The sequence below is a fragment of the Campylobacter showae genome, from assembly GCF_004803815.1.
Classification (GTDB): Bacteria; Campylobacterota; Campylobacteria; order Campylobacterales; family Campylobacteraceae; genus Campylobacter_A; species Campylobacter_A showae.
The window spans coordinates 29,443-45,249 of sequence record NZ_CP012544.1 but is presented as its reverse complement, the minus strand read 5'-3'; the positions used below and the strand labels follow the sequence as shown (position 1 = coordinate 45,249).

15 protein-coding genes and 5 tRNA genes are annotated in these 15,807 nt (G+C 44.8%); 13 read left to right on the top strand and 7 right to left on the bottom strand.

The window, feature by feature from the left end:
* Positions 1-88: 88 nt before the first annotated feature.
* Positions 89-607 (bottom strand): pyridoxamine 5'-phosphate oxidase family protein, encoded by a 519-nt coding sequence (locus CSHOW_RS00255; protein WP_004321797.1) that lies wholly within the window; start codon positions 605-607, stop codon positions 89-91.
* A gap of 79 nt (positions 608-686) precedes the next feature.
* On the opposite strand from CSHOW_RS00255, the gene CSHOW_RS00250 reads away from it, so the two are divergent.
* A complete protein-coding gene (locus CSHOW_RS00250; protein WP_004321793.1) occupies positions 687-983 on the top strand; it encodes a hypothetical protein in 297 nt (98 codons plus the stop codon).
* A 211-nt stretch (positions 984-1,194) separates the two neighbouring features.
* On the opposite strand, the gene ung is transcribed toward CSHOW_RS00250, so the two are convergent.
* A complete protein-coding gene (gene ung, locus CSHOW_RS00245; protein WP_004321791.1) occupies positions 1,195-1,881 on the bottom strand; it encodes a uracil-DNA glycosylase in 687 nt (228 codons plus the stop codon).
* Between the two features lie 191 nt (positions 1,882-2,072).
* Between ung and CSHOW_RS00240 the strand changes: the two genes are divergently transcribed.
* The 3 genes from CSHOW_RS00240 to CSHOW_RS10620 are packed head-to-tail and all read left to right on the top strand — an operon-like array spanning position 2,073 to position 4,360.
* The gene (locus CSHOW_RS00240; RefSeq protein WP_004321788.1) at positions 2,073-2,561 is read left to right on the top strand and encodes a YbaK/prolyl-tRNA synthetase associated domain-containing protein; all 489 of its coding nucleotides are present in this window, start codon (positions 2,073-2,075) and stop codon (positions 2,559-2,561) included.
* A gap of 26 nt (positions 2,562-2,587) precedes the next feature.
* On the top strand, positions 2,588-4,084 hold the full coding sequence (locus CSHOW_RS00235) for a DUF7380 domain-containing protein (protein ID WP_004321786.1): 1,497 nt from the start codon (positions 2,588-2,590) through the stop codon (positions 4,082-4,084).
* 6 nt (positions 4,085-4,090) lie between these two features.
* Entirely contained in the window at positions 4,091-4,360 is a 270-nt protein-coding gene (locus CSHOW_RS10620) for a DUF4209 domain-containing protein (RefSeq protein ID WP_081451820.1), read from the top strand.
* Positions 4,361-4,484: 124 nt separating this feature from the next.
* On the opposite strand, the gene CSHOW_RS00225 is transcribed toward CSHOW_RS10620, so the two are convergent.
* From CSHOW_RS00225 to CSHOW_RS00205, 5 genes are all read right to left on the bottom strand, one after another.
* Positions 4,485-4,574, bottom strand: a tRNA-Ser gene (locus CSHOW_RS00225).
* A gap of 30 nt (positions 4,575-4,604) precedes the next feature.
* Positions 4,605-4,760 (bottom strand): hypothetical protein, encoded by a 156-nt coding sequence (locus CSHOW_RS00220; RefSeq protein WP_004321784.1) that lies wholly within the window; start codon positions 4,758-4,760, stop codon positions 4,605-4,607.
* Positions 4,761-4,779: 19 nt separating this feature from the next.
* A tRNA-Cys gene (locus tag CSHOW_RS00215) sits at positions 4,780-4,853 on the bottom strand.
* Positions 4,854-4,863: 10 nt separating this feature from the next.
* Positions 4,864-4,950: transfer RNA gene (locus CSHOW_RS00210), tRNA-Leu, on the bottom strand.
* A 25-nt stretch (positions 4,951-4,975) separates the two neighbouring features.
* A tRNA-Gly gene (locus tag CSHOW_RS00205) sits at positions 4,976-5,050 on the bottom strand.
* Between the two features lie 117 nt (positions 5,051-5,167).
* Here CSHOW_RS00205 and CSHOW_RS00200 point away from each other — a divergent pair.
* From CSHOW_RS00200 to CSHOW_RS00160, 9 genes are all read left to right on the top strand, one after another.
* A tRNA-Ala gene (locus CSHOW_RS00200) sits at positions 5,168-5,243 on the top strand.
* A 139-nt stretch (positions 5,244-5,382) separates the two neighbouring features.
* Complete coding sequence (locus CSHOW_RS00195) at positions 5,383-6,078, top strand: response regulator transcription factor (RefSeq protein ID WP_004321782.1); 696 nt, start codon at positions 5,383-5,385, stop codon at positions 6,076-6,078.
* Positions 6,062-7,501, top strand: a complete 1,440-nt coding sequence (locus tag CSHOW_RS00190; RefSeq protein WP_004321781.1) for an ATP-binding protein — start codon at positions 6,062-6,064, stop codon at positions 7,499-7,501. Before CSHOW_RS00195 ends, CSHOW_RS00190 begins: the two co-directional genes overlap by 17 nt.
* Before the next feature lie 97 nt (positions 7,502-7,598).
* A complete protein-coding gene (locus CSHOW_RS00185) occupies positions 7,599-9,665 on the top strand; it encodes a cytochrome c3 family protein (RefSeq protein ID WP_002953273.1) in 2,067 nt (688 codons plus the stop codon).
* Positions 9,666-9,719: 54 nt separating this feature from the next.
* Positions 9,720-10,532 (top strand): FKBP-type peptidyl-prolyl cis-trans isomerase N-terminal domain-containing protein, encoded by an 813-nt coding sequence (locus tag CSHOW_RS00180; protein WP_004321780.1) that lies wholly within the window; start codon positions 9,720-9,722, stop codon positions 10,530-10,532.
* Between the two features lie 36 nt (positions 10,533-10,568).
* A complete protein-coding gene (locus tag CSHOW_RS00175; RefSeq protein WP_004321778.1) occupies positions 10,569-11,252 on the top strand; it encodes a 4Fe-4S dicluster domain-containing protein in 684 nt (227 codons plus the stop codon).
* A 1-nt stretch (position 11,253) separates the two neighbouring features.
* A complete protein-coding gene (nrfD, locus tag CSHOW_RS00170) occupies positions 11,254-12,225 on the top strand; it encodes an NrfD/PsrC family molybdoenzyme membrane anchor subunit (protein WP_004321776.1) in 972 nt (323 codons plus the stop codon).
* A 19-nt stretch (positions 12,226-12,244) separates the two neighbouring features.
* On the top strand, positions 12,245-14,941 hold the full coding sequence (gene ccsA, locus CSHOW_RS00165; RefSeq protein ID WP_004321775.1) for a cytochrome c biogenesis protein CcsA: 2,697 nt from the start codon (positions 12,245-12,247) through the stop codon (positions 14,939-14,941).
* Between the two features lie 11 nt (positions 14,942-14,952).
* Positions 14,953-15,798: a cysteine-rich Sel1 repeat protein gene (locus tag CSHOW_RS00160; RefSeq protein ID WP_004321773.1), complete on the top strand. Its 846-nt coding sequence runs from the start codon at positions 14,953-14,955 to the stop codon at positions 15,796-15,798.
* Positions 15,799-15,807: the final 9 nt, after the last annotated feature.

The following is a 15,807-nucleotide window of genomic DNA, read 5'->3' as shown; positions in this document are numbered from 1 at the left end:
CGCTTGGAGGGATTTTTTGTTTTTTCAAATTCTTAGTTACTATCCAAATTTTATATATTTATCAAATTTGCCGCCCCAAAGCGCAAATTTAATCCCGAATAATCTTCGCCTTCGCCGTTATGCTCGCGATCTTTAGCTCGTAGATATTCATCGCTTTTAGTCCGTGAGACGCTGCGACGTCAAAGGTACGCATGTAGTTTGGCGTGTATTTTTCGCTAAGTAGCCGCAGCGCGTGCAGCCTCGCCGCTTCGTCCGTCACGGTGTAGGCCTTGGTTATGGCGACGGCGGATTTGTACTCGGTCGTAAAAACTTTCGCGCCAAGCGCCTTGCCGTCGTCCTTGATCGCATCTAGCTGCTCGTCTGTTAGAACCGGTACCCGCGCGTAGCTCACGCAAACTAACGTCACGCTCTTGCCGTCTTTTAGTAACTTTGCCTTAGAACCCGCAGGAGCGCCGTGCAAAAATACGCTCTCACCCTCGCGTACGACCGAGATTGGCACGCTAAAAATCTCACCCGCCTCATCAATGCAAGAGATCGTGCCGTATTCGCACACATCAATGATCTCAAGCCCCTCCTGCGCGGTTAGTTCTCTATCTTTTCGTCTCATTTTCCACCTTTAAATTTTTGAAAATTATAAAATTTAAATCCTAAAAAAGTGTATAATTTCGCAAATTTAAAGGACGGCAATGAGAAAAATATTAATATTTTGCGCTCTGGGCGCACTGGCTTTAGGCGCTCAAAACGCGTGCGAGGAGTACGTGAAGCAAAGCAAAATTTACCTAAACGAGCTTTACGAAACAAAATCCAAGCAGTTAAAAGACGATCCGCAGGCCTTTAGGCTCTTTGAGCTTAAATTTGACGAGCTACAAAAGGCACAGGAGGGCCAAGCGGCGCTAATCATGCAAAGCGGCGACGAGAAATTTTGCGAGCGCGAATCTGCCAAGATAAAATCCATGCTAGACGAGATGAGGGCGGAAAAGTAGGCGTTTGTATAGACAAATTTGAGTTGCTTTTGCCGAGTAGGGCCAAAATCTCTACAATCAAATTTGAAACCCGCCAAACCTAGTCTGGCAAGCTTTTGAATGCAAATTTAATGTAGCCTGGCACAATTAAAATTGTATGCTTACTAAATTTTGCAAACTCGCTTTAGCCAAATCATAAAAGCTCGTTTTGTCGCAGCCGCATAAAAGCACACTAACTAGCGTTGTTTAAATCCCAATCTATCGGCGCTTTGCCGTGTTCGGCGAGATACAAATTCGCCTTTGAAAAGTGCCTGCAACCAAAAAACGCGCCGCGCGCTAACGGACTTGGATGCGCTGCTGTTAGTACAAGGTGTTTGTTAGCGTCGATGAGAGGGATTTTGGCTTTAGCCGGATTGCCCCAGAGCATGAAAACGACGTTCTGGGCGCAATCGCTAAGCTTCCTGATCGCAGCGTCCGTAAACTCCTGCCAGCCGAAATTTGAGTGCGAGTTAGCCTGCCCTGCACTAACGCTTAGCGTCGCGTTTAGTAGCAGCACGCCCTGCTTCGCCCAGTAGCTCAGATCACCTGAGTTTGGCTCAGTTATGCCCAGATCGTCGCGGATTTCTTTGTAGATGTTGGCGAGGCTCGGCGGGATTTTGACGCCGTGCGGTACAGCGAAGCTTAGCCCCATCGCCTGCCCCGGGCCGTGGTATGGGTCTTGGCCCAGGATCACGACCTTGACGGCGTTAAACGGCGTGAGATTAAAGGCGTTAAATATCAGCGCGTTTGGCGGATATACTTCGCCGGCAGCCTTTGCGCGCAAGAAATTTTCCTTTACGCGAGCGAAATTTTCGCTCAAAAACTCCTCTTTTAGCGCTTCTTTCCAACCCGCTTCGATTTGGATTTTGTCGATCTGCATGATTTTTCCTTTGTAAATTTGCTCTTTTTCTTTACGTTTATTTTAAGGCAAATTTACGAAATGATAGCCAAAAAATATTTAAATTTAGACGCATTTGGCTTGCTAAATCTTTAAAATAATCGGGGCGGCAAGGCGGATATTTTAAAATTTGCTGTATAATCAAAACTAAAATTTAAACCAAAGGAATAGCGATGTCCGAGCAAATTTTCGAGAAGATAAAAGAGCTGTTAAGCGCGCAAAACGCAAACTTTCGCGCGGTATCTCACGAAAGCGTCAAAACCTCGGCCGAGGTCGCCGTAGCGCGCGGAACGCAGCTAGGACAGGGCGCAAAGGCGCTCGTTTGCGCCATAAAAGGTGGCGGCGCCAAACGATATGTTTTGGCGGTGCTGCCGGCGGATTATAAGGCTGATTTACAGCTCATCGCGCGCGCACTTGGCGGATCAAGAGCTAGCCTAGCAAGCCCCGACGAGGTCGCGAGGCTAACGGACTGCGTACCCGGCAGCGTTCCGCCCTTTAGCTTTTGCGAGGAGTTAGAGCTAATCGCCGATCCTAACTTATTTACGCGCTACGCCGAGCTTGCTTTTAACGCAGGCTTGCTAGATCATTCTATCATTTTAAATACGAAAGACTACGAGCGTATCGCGCGGCCGAGATTGGTCAAATTTGCGATGACGGAGTAAGAAATTTAGTCTAAAAAGGATAAAATTTGATCGAAAAAATACAGCAAACAACGATAACTAAAGATAATTTTTTGGGTATAAACTTGAACGAAATACTCAAAGACGCAAAATATTTTGACGATTACAGTTTTAAATTTGCGGACTTGTGCAAGGAAAATTTTAGAAATGGAAATTTAAAAGCGAGCAAGGTATTTTATTTATTAAGAAATGCTTGCTCTATGACTTTAAAACCCGGAAGCCTAAACGAGCCGTACGAAGCCGGGTGCATCTGGGGCAATGGCAGACCGGCAATATTGGATGATTTTACCGAGCAAGATTTGGAATTTTTCGAAAGTATTTTGGATGAAATAACCGATTGCAGACTAAAATCAAGGATAGCCGATATTTTATGGATTTTAAAAAGTCCCAAAAATACTAAATTTTTAGAGATCGCCGCAAATGAGTACTCGAAAATATCTCTAGAGCCAAGCTCGCTAAATCAATTTAAGATAGATGCGTTTGAAAGAGCTATTAGACTATCGCAGCTATCTAAAATTACAAAAAATCAATACGCCGAAATATCGAATAAAATTTTAGAATGTTTTAATAAGGCAGAACCGGCCGATAAATACTACTGCTTAAGGATGTCGTATTTATTAGATATCGCTAAGCTAGACAAAAAACTGCAATCAAGCGTAGCTGGAAAATTAGAAAATTTTGCCGATACCTTTGCCAAAGAGGAAGAATTTATTGCAGCAATAGACTATTACCAAGAGTCGCAAAAATGGTATAGGAAGCTCGAAAATAGCCATAAAATAGCCGAAACTGCACTTAAAATAGCTAATATCTTAATAGAAAAAGCAAAAGGAAATGGCGCTATATCGTCAAAAATAGATCTAGAGCAAGCGCTAAAAGAGCTTAGAAGCGTTCCCAAAAAAGATAGAAATAGGCTAGGAATCGATCAAAAAATAGACGAGATACGCGAGCTGATAGAGCAAAATAATCAAGATATCGGAAGTGAAATGAGCTTAATTGCTACCGATAAGATTGATATTTCACGCTATCAAAATAATGCAAAGCTAGCAGTAAAAGGCAAGCAACTAACTGAAGCGATATTATGCCTAGCTAATATCACAGCAAATCCGCTATATGAAGATATCAAAAAGTCATCCGAGAGCATTTTAAAGGAGTCTCTGCTTTCAAATTTTATTACTCAAATTTACGTAGATACCGACGGAAGGAAACCATCGCAAATAACGACAAAAGATGATCGATTAAAACATGAAATGTACCAGGAATACTATATACACGTCAAGTTGGCGGTAGACGGCAGTATACTGCCCGCATTTTGGCAAATTTTAGAGGAACATAGAGTGCCTATACGCTTCATTTATGATATTTGCAGAAATTCTAGCACGGTTCCGGCTGGCAGGGCAGATATCTGGGCGCAAGGTTTATATTACGGTTTTGACAGAGATTTTTTGGTTTCAAGTCATTTGCTGATACCTCAAATAGAGCATTTGACGAGAATTTTGCTACAATAAGAAAAAATTCCTACGACTACTATCGATGAATACGGCGTAGAATCGGAAAAAAGCATAAACTCGCTTTTACAAGAACCAAAAATATATGAATTGCTCGGGAGAGATTTGACGGAAGAGCTAAAATTTCTACTAACGGAGCCGATGGGGCTAAACTACAGAAATAAAATATGTCACGGACTAGTCGGCGAATCTCCAAACGATGCCGATATTTATATTTGGTGGCTTTGCCTTAGGCTAGTGGTTAATAATTGTGTTTTATTCGGGGTTACTCGCTAGAATTTATTACTTTAACTGCAAATAATACACGCGATAAAATCAAAAAAAATTACTAAAATTTAAAAAAATACAACTAAAAGTTGGGGATACTCATATATTAGGAGTTAATACAATAATTAAATAGTGGCCGGGAGATAGGGATTCGAACCCCAGGAGGCTTTCACACCTCAACGGTTTTCAAGACCGCCGCTTTCGACCGCTCAGCCATCTCCCGTAAAAATATTTTGGCTAATTATAGCCAAATTTATTCGGTTTTTTCCTTAACGTAGGAAGCGCCTTTATTGACTTTTTCCTTTGACCATTCAACGGCGTTATTTGTATCCTCTTTGGCTCCGCGCCAAGTATTTGAACAGCCAACCATAAACAAAGCAGCAGATAATAGCACTAGTAAATAACGCATTTTCTCTCCTTATAATTTTTGGAGGCGACACCCGGATTCGAACCGGGGATCAAAGCTTTGCAGGCTCATGCCTTACCACTTGGCTATGTCGCCTAAAAGTCAATGGTGCCCGAAACCGGACTTGAACCGGTACGGTAAAAAATACCGAGGGATTTTAAGTCCCTTGCGTCTACCATTCCGCCACCCGGGCAAAAATTCCCTAAATTTAAAACCGATGGAGCGGGAAACGAGATTCGAACTCGCGACCCCAACCTTGGCAAGGTTGTGCTCTACCCCTGAGCTATTCCCGCATTTTATTTGAAAAATGAGATTTTAGCTGATTTTTGCTTAAAATTTTATTTTATTTCGTCAAATTTCAAAATTTCGTAAGATAAAAATGATATAATTCCAAAATCTTTTCAACAATTGGGGTTATAGCTCAGCTGGGAGAGCGCTTGAATGGCATTCAAGAGGTCGGCGGTTCGATCCCGCTTAACTCCACCAACTTTTAAATTTTTCCCCAAATTTTGCTTCATCAAAAAACTTTGATTAATTTATATTTTATAGTTAATATCTCAATCCTTGAAAATAGTATTTTAAGCTTGCTTGTGTTAGTATCGGTAAAATTTAGTACGAGAAAAAGATGCAAGATTACTCTATTTTAGATGTTTTATCCAACAAAAAAGTCCTTTGCTTAGAAGATGAACCATATATATTAAAAAATATGATCGACTCCCTCGAGCTGTTTTTTGCCGAAGTAAAAGGCGTAAGCGACGGCATCGAGGCGCTAGATGAGGCTATGAGCGGCTCATACGACGCGCTCGTCCTAGACGTCAGCGTCCCGCACATGGACGGATTAGAGGTAGCCAAAAAGATCCGCTGTGCAAACCGCAAAATCCCTATCGTCATCATCTCAAGCCACACTGAGCAAGAGTATCTGTGGCGCGCGGTCGAGCTAAAGATCACGAGATATCTCTCAAAGCCCTACGATAAAGATACGTTTATAAAAGCGCTAGAAGACGTCGCGATGGAGCTCATCGATCATACGCCGATGTTTAGTATCAACGACGACCTCAAATACGACTTTAGTAAAAAAATCATATACATAAAGGAAGAGGCCTGTCGCCTCTCCAAAAGCGAGAGCAAGCTTTTGGAGTATTTTTTAAACAACAAAAACCAAACCATCACTTACGAACAGCTATTTGACTACATGTGGGAATTTGAACAGCCGACCAAAGAGGCCATCAAAACCATCGTAAAAGAGCTGCGCCGCAAGATCGGCAAAGACACAATCAAAAATTTATACGGCGTAGGATATCTATGTGAAGTCCAAATTTAAATTTATCGTCCTGCTGCTCGTCGTTTTGTACGGCGCCATTACCGTTTTGGTTTTTAACTTTTACCGCGATCTTGCGCTAAAAGACGCCAAGCAGGAGGCCGTTTACGTGCTAGATGCGATGAACGGCATACGCGACTACATCTCTACCGTCCAGCGCCCGCTCATAGATGAGCTAAAAGATCACGGCATCATAGACAAAGACCTTTTTGACCCCAGACTCATGTCCTCATCCTACATCACGCGTCAAATTTACAAAATCCAGCTCGCTAAAAAAAACATAAACTACGACTACAGGCTAACGGCGACGAATCCGCTAAATCCCGAACACGAGGGCACGGAGTTTGAAAATGAAATTTTAGAAGGGTTTAAGGAGGGCAAATACGAGGTCTACTCTGACGTAATCAAAGACCAAAACGCCTCGTACTTTTTCGTCGGCCTTCCTATCAAAAACTCACACCCGTCCTGCGTCGAGTGCCACAACATAAACAGCGCGCCTAAAAAAATGCTCGAACAATACGGAAATTTAAATAATTTCGAGGGCAAAGTCGGCGACACGATAGCAATGGTGAGCTTTAAAATCCCGGTAAAAAGTATTTTGCTCTATCACAAGCAAGAATTTATAGTTAGCGGCGTGGCGATCACGGCGATCTTTGCGGCGTTTTTATTTTTCGTTTATAAAATCCACAAAGGCAACGAAAAAACCAAGCTGCAAAACGAGCTTTTGATGATAAATCAAAGCCGCCTGGCCTCGATGGGCGAAATGATCGGCAACATCTCGCACCAGTGGCGTCAGCCTCTAGCGCAGATCAGCTCGACTCTGGTAAATTTGGAGCTTTATTCCGAGCGAGGCAAACTAAGCGAGCAGAGGCTAAAAGAGGCCATCGAAGAGGCAAACGAGCAGATCAAATTTATGTCTGACACTATCGAGGACTTTAAAAATTTCTTTAATCCAAATATGCCAAAGAGCGAATTTGACGTAAAACAAGCTATAGAGCAGGCTTGTAAAATTTTAAACGCGACGCTCAAAAGGCACGTCATCGACGTAAAAGTCGAGATAAAAGAAAATTTTACGCTTTACGGAAATATAAACGAGCTCATTCAAATTTTAATTAACATTATAAATAACGCCAAAGAAGCATTTTTAAATCTGCCGCAAGAGCGGGCGCAAGCAAACCGAATGCAAATTTTAATAACCGCCCTTTTGCAAAACGGAGAACGAGCGATAACGCTCGAAAATAACGCCGGCAACATAGATAAAGGCGTGATAAATAAAATTTTCAAGCCGCATTTTACTACAAAAAAGTCGGGCAGCGGGCTTGGACTATATATGAGCAAGGTAATAGCCGAAAAAAATAACGCCCGAATTTACGCGCAAAATATAAATAATGGCGTAGTATTTACTATTAAATTTAAAAATTCATAATTTATTAAATTTCCCCTTTTTTCGCCCCCTTTTTACGATAGCATTATCAGTATGAAATCTTTTTGATTTTAGATCCAAAATTTATAAGGAGGGCGCAATGAGGAATTTAAGTAAAACCTTATTAGGTTTGCTTATGGGCGTTAGCGTCTTCGCATCGCAAGCCTGTTGCGAAGAACACAACATGCAGATGTCTCAACAAGCGCGAGACGTCATAGCAAACCCAAAAGGCACGCTTCAAAGTAGAGGCGTAATATCCTTGCAAGACTACATCGTAGAAGAGCAAGAGATGTATGAGTGGCTGTTTAAAAACCACCCGATTTTCACAAAATACGGCGGTAAAACAGTCGGTAAACTGGACGTTCACGACCGTGGACTTGAGTGGCTTGCCGAAGGTCACGGCTTTGACATGTCAAAAGCTAGTAAAAGAGACGGCGGTAAAGGCTACAGCTCTATGATGTATAGGATACCTGCGGGTTCGTCTTTGCAGTTTCCTAACAAATTCGTAGGATCCGAAAAGTGCGGCGAGTGCCACCCTGCGCAGTACGAGGTATGGAGCAGATCGCGCCACGCCACTACTATCCGCTTCCCCGGCGAACACCCGGAGGTTAATAACAACCTAACCGATCCGGTATTTAGCCCGGATACCGCGTCTATCTTGCCTCAGGGTATTACTCCAGATGTTATTTATGCGACCGTCGGACACCTAAGAACCAAATTCGGCTACATAGACGCGTGGCTTTTGCGCGGAACTTACCACGTAGAGGGCGGTTTGCTACGAGACGGCACAGGTCAGATCGTAGCAGGCGGTAACCAATTCCAAAGAACTTGGGCGTTAAATTTAACTCCCGAAACAGTTAAGAAAATCAAAGATTTCGTTCCTGATTTTCCGGAAACTCTAGCTGATTACGGCGATAACGGCGGATACGTCAGAGGCCTAGCCTCATACGCCGCTAAATACAAAAAGTCGATGTTTTTCCAAGCAAACGGTTCTTACTGCGAAGTTTGCCACCCGTTCAAATTTGACTTTAAAACTAAGAAAGAGTTCTATGCGGCTCTTGGTAATGCCAAAGAGCTTCAAAAGCACACTATCTCTAAAGGCGTAAGCTGTGAGGAGTGTCACGGAGCCGGCGGTCACCTTGACGGAGCTACAAACTTTAGAACTTCAAACTGCGAACGCTGTCACCAAAGATTTAACTATAGCCCAGACCTAGCTAGAGCCAATCCTCTAAACCAAGGCAAGCTTGACCTATCTCTAAGCTCTAAATTTAAATCAATGGGACCAGGATGCGGATCTGAGGGTTCACAATCATACTTTACCGCTCACTACGATAAAGGTATGCGCTGCACCACTTGCCACGATCCTCACGATAACACAGGTCCGGTTGTAGGCGATAAGACTATCAAAGGCGTAAACTATAACTCAGAGCAAGGCTACCTAAGTGCGCTTTACACTAAACCAAAAATCAGAAAAGATTGTCAAGATTGCCACAAAGAGCAAGCATATATCGCTTCTAGAGCCGATACGCATAAAGATAACACTTGCGCATCTTGCCATATGCCGTTCATGATGAGCTGCGAGAACTTCTACGCTATTCAGTTCCAAGACAACGCGGGATTCGATACTCAAAGAAGATCGCACATCTGGAAGATCGACGTAGATCCTGCTAGAAAATCTCTAGTTGCGGGCGACGCGGCTAAAGGACCAAGAGATGCTAAAGATTGGCACTTCCAAAGAGATAAAAACGGACATAACTTCGTTGACCTAATGTGGGCGTGCGCTAGAACGTCTTGGGCGGATAAAGATATGCAAGATACTAAAGGCTGCCACAGCCCTGTTCTATCTGAGCTAAAACCTACCCTACACTTCAAGAACCAAAAACAGGTTTACGACGAAGTAATGGGATGGCAAACTCCTGTTAAAAACGACTTCTCTCAAGTCAAAATCGGTATCGAGGGACTTTATGCTATCTTAGAAACTAAGAAACTAAGCCCTAGCGATAAGACGAGAGTTTATGAGCTAATCGAAAAAGCGCAAGACACAGTTGACTTGCTACAAAAAGACGGCTCATGGGGTATGCACGGCTTTAAATATACAAAACAAAGACTCGACGCTTCTAAAGAGTACATCAAAGAAGCCCAAAGAATCATAAACAACAATTTATGATACGATTACGGACGCCGCGATTTTACGGCGTCCAAATTTAATAAGGTAAAATTTATGCGTTTTAAACTTAGCAAAAATCCGCTTTTAGCTCTCTACCTAACGGCCGGCTGCGTTTTGTACGCAAGCGCTGCAGACAAAGAGGCGATGACGCAAGAGCAAAAAGAATCATACAGTATCGGAATTTCAACCGGAACCTATATATCCGCACAACTAAAAAAACAAGAAAGCCTAGGCGTTAAATTTGACAGCAAGGCTCTTTTAGACGGCTTTGCAGACGCCTTTAAAAAAGAACAAAAACTAACGGACGAAGAAATAATCTCCCTGCTTAATCAAAGGGATGAAAAACTAAATAAGCTAACCCAAAACGCGCTAAAAAAAGCGCTTGAAAAAAATTTAAAAGAGGGCGAAGAATTTATGGCGAAAAACGCCAAAAACAAAAAGGTCAAAACGACTAAATCAGGGCTTCAGTACGAAGTCATAGCCGTCGGCGACGGCGACAAGCCAAGGCCTGAGAGCGTCGTAGCGCTAAACTATAAAGCCTACCTCATAAACGGCAAAGTTTTTGACGACACGTACTCTAGAAACGAGCCTGCGATCCTCTCTATGGTAAATTTAATAGACGGCCTACAAGAGGGCCTCATGATGATGAACGGTAACTCGAAATATAAATTCGTCATCCCGTCTCACCTAGCTTACGGAGACGAGGGCGCGGACGAGATACCGGGCGGCTCGACGCTGATTTTTGAAGTCGAGCTAGTAAAGGCGCTAAAACCTGGCGAGTTAGCCGGCGCAGCCAAAAAACTAAGCGAAACTCAGCCGCGAAATTTCCATGGCGCGCATAGCCACGGAAGTAGCGTTGGTAGATAAATTTAGGATATTTAATCCATACGGATGGAGAAGAATATGAAAGAGCAAAATACAAGAAGGACGTTTTTTAAATTCCTTGCTTCGGGCGCGGCAGTTGCGGGAGCGACTAGCGTACTGGGCAAGAGTATAAATTTAGACGCCCAAACGGAAAACGGCAAAAAGCCGCACTATGGCATGATATTCGATCAGAACAAATGCGTCGGCTGTACCGACTGCGAGATCGCCTGTAAAAAGGTAAATTCGGTTCCGAAAGGTCAGATGAGGCTTTTTATCCAGGATAAAACCGATCCGCTAAATTTAAAAGAAAAGCGCTACGTCAGGGTATCTTGTCAGCAGTGCGAGGACGCACCGTGCGTGAACGTCTGCCCGACCAAAGCCTGTCACAAGGACGAAAAAACCGGCATTACGACGATGAACACCGACGACTGTATCGCCTGTAAATACTGCATCGTCGCCTGTCCTTACGACGTGCGCTTCATAAACCACGAAACAAGAGCCGCAGAGAGCTGCAACTTCTGCTTGGATACGAATTTAAAAGACGGTCACGAGCCCGCCTGTATCGAGGCGTGCAGATACGAGGCGATCGTATTTGGCGATCTAAACGACGAAAACTCGCACATCAGCCAGCTACTTCGCGTAAAAGACAGCCTGCGCATGCATCCTGAGTGCGGCACGAAGCCGAGCCTGCGCTATATTCCTGCGGTTAAATTGGGGGTGTGATATGAACGGAGCTATAAATTTCACTGCGACCTTCTCGCACGGCGTAGAGTGGGGCTGGCCGATAGCGGTTTATCTCTTGCTAGCGGGTATGAGCGGCGGCGCTTTGATCGTCGCGATCCTCGTCAAATTTTATAAAAATCAGACCGAAAGCACGCCGCTGTTTAAGGCTGCGTCATTGCTATCTTTAGTTACGATCTTACTCGGCATGGTCTGCCTGGTAGCCGATTTAGAGCGACCGCTTCTTTTTTGGAAAATTTTGATTAATTATAACTTCACATCGGTTATGTCCGTGGGCGTTGCAGCGCTTTGCGTCTATATCCCGCTTAGCTTCGTAGCCTGCCTTTATGCGTTTGAAGATTGCCTAAGAGAGTTTTTGACGCGCAATCTTAGCTTTTTAAAAGGGCTTTTCGAGCTTGTGATGAAAATCGTAAACGCGCTTCGTCCGCTACTTCTTGCGCTTACGCTTCTTTTTGCGGTCGCGATCTGCGCATATACGGGATTTTTGATCTCGGTTTTAGTTAGATTTCCTATCCTTAATACCGCTGTTTTACCTGCGCTTTTCGTGGCGTCTGGCTTATCGGCAGGCATCGCGGGCTCAAGCCTGATAGCCGCGCTTTTCTTTAGAGCTGACCCGCACGGCGGCGATCTAAAAACCTTGCACGCTGTCGAGTGGCCGGTTTTGGCGATGGAAATTTTACTAATCGGCATGATTTTCGTCTCGCTAATCACCGGAAGCGACGTGCAAAAAGCCGCGAGTGTCGCATTTAGCGAGGGATTTTATGCGAAGATGTTTTGGCTAGGCGTCGTAGGCGTTGGTTTTTGCGTACCGCTAGTTTTAAATTTCGCACTCGGCAAAAAGATCGCTCACACCGCGTTTGCGTTCTACGTTAGCGCGCTTGCCAGCGTGGTCGGAGTATTACTTCTTAGAATGTTTATACTATACGCAGGTCAAACTTACGATATAATAATGTAAAAATTCGAAAGAGGCGATTTTGGGCGTAAATTTATTTAGATTTTTCACTTCTTACAAATTTGCGCTCTGCCTCCTCTTTATCCTTGCCGCGGGTGCAGGTGTCGCAACCTTCTTAGAGAGCATTTACGATACGCAAACGGCTAAAATTTTAGTCTATGAGGCGCGCTGGTACGAGTGCGTCATGGGCGCTGCGACGCTGGGCCTACTCGACATAATCATAAAAACAAAAATGTGGCGCCGCTTCGGTTCATTCGTACTTCACGCGGCATTTATCGTTATCTTTATCGGTGCGGCGCTAACGCGTTATCTGGGCGCCGAGGGCGTACTGCACGTAAGAGCGGGTGAGAGCGAAAACGAGATGGTAAGCGTCAAGCCGTTTTTGCAAATACGCACAAAAGACGCATTTTTCGAGTATCCGCTAAATTTATCCCAAATCGGCGATAATAATTTTAGCTTCACGCAAAGTATAAATTCCAAAAATTTCACCGTCAAATTTGACTCCTATAAACCAGCGCCCAAAGGCGAGCGCGGTACTCTCGTAGTAAAAGCCGGTTTTGAAGGGCAGCGAGAACAAACGGCTAAAATCCACGGCGGCGTAGGCTGGCTGGGCGAGCCTAGCACGCTAAATTTTGACGGCGAGGAGATAATGCTAACATGGGGCTCAAAGCTAGTTAGCTTGCCGTTTTCGATAAAGCTTATTAAATTTGAGCTTGAGCGCTACCCAGGCTCGCAAAGCCCGTCCTCATACTCTAGCGACGTAGAGGCGCTTTCAGACGCGGGCGAGGTTTTAACGAGATATAAAATTTACATGAATCATCCGCTAAATTTGCAAGGCTTTAAACTCTTTCAGTCATCCTACGACGCGGACGAGCAAGGCACTGTACTAGAGGTCAACCGCGATCCTGGTAAAATTCCTACCTACATCGGATATTTCTTGCTTTGCGTCGGCGTCATCGGCAACTTTTTTACCAAAAACAGCCGCTTTTTAAAGCTCATAAATTTCATCAAAAACAGCCGATTTTCGCTCGTCGCAGCATTTATCGCACTTGGTTTTTTAAATTTTAGCGCAAACGCAGCCGAGCAAAACGAGAGCGAGATTTTAAAAACTTTCGCCACAAACACCGCCGCTCACGCTAACGGCGAATTTGCAAAGCTTCTAGTGCAAGACTACGCGGGCAGGATAAAGCCGCTTAGCACGGAAGCCGGCGAAATCGTAAATAAAATTTCCGGCACAGACTCGCTTTATGGCCTAAGCGCCGAACAAATCGTGCTTGGGATGAATCTAAATCCCGCGCTGTGGCAAGATATCAAAATCGTCAAAATAAAAAACGGCGAGATCAAAAAGATGTTAAATTTGAGCGGAGATTACGCGAGCTTTAGGGACGCTTTTGACGCAAACGGCGAATATAAACTAGCCGCGCAGGTCGAAGCCGCGAACGAAAAACCGCTCTCTAAACGAGGTACGCTCGATAACGACCTCATCAAATTTGACGAGCGACTAAACATCGCGTATCTCACGTTTAAGGGCACGTTTTTTAAATTTATCCCGGTAGCAAACGACCCGCAAAATGCGTGGCTCTCGCCAAACGACGCATTTGGCGACGAGCGAGTCGATACCAACGCAAAAAGCATGCTAAACGACTATATAACTGGCCTACAAGAAGGCATCGCGGATAACGACTGGAGCAAGGCGGACTCCGCGCTAGCTGCGCTAAGAAACTATCAGCGAACGGCTTCGGAGGAAATTTTACCTAGCGTTAGCAGAGTCGATGCCGAGGTATTTTATAACCGTGCTTCGGTGTTTAAAAAACTGGTTTATTTCTACTGGATTTTGGGCTTTGCCGCGCTTTTGCTTGGGCTTGCTTCAGTGTTTTTATCGAGGCGAATTTTACCGCTTGAGCGAGCGATTTTAGCGGCATTTGCGCTGGGATTTGCCGTGCATACGGCGGCTTTAGCTCTGCGTTGGTACGTCTCAGGACACGCACCTTGGAGCGATAGTTACGAGTCGATGATCTATATCGGCTGGTCGGGAGCGCTAGCTGGGATGATATTTTTTAGACGTTCGTTGCTTGCGCTTGCTGCGGCTGCGTTGCTAGCCGGCATCGTGATGCTGGTGGCGCATATGAGCTTCGTAAATCCGCAGATTACCAACCTTGTGCCGGTACTAAAGTCATATTGGCTCAGTATCCACGTATCGGTTATCACTGCTAGCTATGGATTTTTAGGCCTTGGCTGCGTGCTGGGTCTTATCGCGCTAGGGCTTATGGCGTTTAAAAACAAAGCTAGCGAAGCTCGGTTAAACGAGCAGATCAGATATATCGCAGCGATAAATGAAGCTAGTCTAATCATCGGTCTTTGCTTGCTAACGCTTGGAAATTTCTTCGGCGGGATTTGGGCGAACGAGAGTTGGGGGCGCTACTGGGGCTGGGATAGCAAGGAGACATGGTCGTACGTATCGATCCTAGTTTACGCGATCGCGCTGCACCTGCGCTTTATACCGAAGCTAAATTCGCTCTACGTATTTTTGATCGCATCGGTGTTCTCTTACGCTTCGATCGCGATGACTTATTTTGGCGTAAATTTTTACCTAACGGGCATGCACTCTTATGCCAGCGGAGATTTGCCGCCGGTACACATTAGCGTCTATATCGCGCTTGGCTGCATGCTTTTGATAACCGCGCTAGCCTTTAGAGGGCGCGACGTAAAAACGATTTAAAAGGAGAAAAAATGTATAAAAAACTACTAATGGTGGCGGTTTTATGCGCCGGCGCAAACGCGGGCTTTATCCAAGAAGGCATGCAAGCCCAGCAAAGCGGCGACCATAAAAAGCTGATAGAAATCTACGAAAAAGCCTGCCACGAGGAAAACAAGGCATCGGGCTGCTACAACCTTGCAGTGGTGTATTTTGAAGGCACGGGCGGAGTGGAGAAAAATTACGAAAAGGCGATAAATTTATACCAAAAAGCTTGCAATGCCAAATTTGCGCTTGCTTGCAACAACCTAGGCTACATCTACGAAAGCGGTAACGGCGCGACTCAGGACTTCGCTAAAGCCGCCGCATACTACGAAAAAGCCTGCCAAGACGACGAAGGCTGCACCGCACTAGGACTTCTTTATGCAAACGGTGCAGGCGTCAAAACCGATATCAAAAAAGCCATCTCGCTCTACACCAAAGCCTGCAACTACGGCGATATGATGGGATGCAATAACCTAGGCTACCTGCACCTTGAGGGCATGGGCGTAGAAAAAGACTACGCTAAAGCAAAATCATTTTACGAAAAGGCCTGCGCGGGCGGCGTGGGTATCGGCTGCGATAACCTCGGCTTTTTATATGCATTCGGCCAGGGTACGGAGCAAGACTACGCTAAAGCTAAAGAATTTTACGAAAAATCCTGCAACCTAAACTACGACAAAGGCTGCAACAACCTAGCCATAATGTACGCCGAGGGCAAAGGTGTCGCGGCCGATATCGCCAAGGCCAAAGAGCTCTTTGACAAAAGCTGCGCAAAGGGCCTAAAAGTCGCGTGCGAGAATGTGGAGTTTTTAAAACCGGAAACAAATAAAACTAAATAATTTAAGGAG

Bases quoted from the DNA above. Each gene is read 5' to 3' on its own strand.
- ung (WP_004321791.1), bottom strand. From the start codon at position 1,881: ATGCAGATCGACAAAATCCAAATCGAAGCGGGTTGGAAAGAAGCGCTA.
- CSHOW_RS00180 (WP_004321780.1), top strand. From the start codon at position 9,720: ATGCGTTTTAAACTTAGCAAAAATCCGCTTTTAGCTCTCTACCTAACG.
- CSHOW_RS00160 (WP_004321773.1), top strand. From the start codon at position 14,953: ATGTATAAAAAACTACTAATGGTGGCGGTTTTATGCGCCGGCGCAAAC.
- CSHOW_RS00250 (WP_004321793.1), top strand. From the start codon at position 687: ATGAGAAAAATATTAATATTTTGCGCTCTGGGCGCACTGGCTTTAGGC.
- CSHOW_RS00220 (WP_004321784.1), bottom strand. From the start codon at position 4,760: ATGCGTTATTTACTAGTGCTATTATCTGCTGCTTTGTTTATGGTTGGC.
- CSHOW_RS00255 (WP_004321797.1), bottom strand. From the start codon at position 607: ATGAGACGAAAAGATAGAGAACTAACCGCGCAGGAGGGGCTTGAGATC.
- CSHOW_RS00175 (WP_004321778.1), top strand. From the start codon at position 10,569: ATGAAAGAGCAAAATACAAGAAGGACGTTTTTTAAATTCCTTGCTTCG.
- CSHOW_RS00185 (WP_002953273.1), top strand. From the start codon at position 7,599: ATGAGGAATTTAAGTAAAACCTTATTAGGTTTGCTTATGGGCGTTAGC.
- CSHOW_RS00195 (WP_004321782.1), top strand. From the start codon at position 5,383: ATGCAAGATTACTCTATTTTAGATGTTTTATCCAACAAAAAAGTCCTT.
- CSHOW_RS00240 (WP_004321788.1), top strand. From the start codon at position 2,073: ATGTCCGAGCAAATTTTCGAGAAGATAAAAGAGCTGTTAAGCGCGCAA.
- nrfD (WP_004321776.1), top strand. From the start codon at position 11,254: ATGAACGGAGCTATAAATTTCACTGCGACCTTCTCGCACGGCGTAGAG.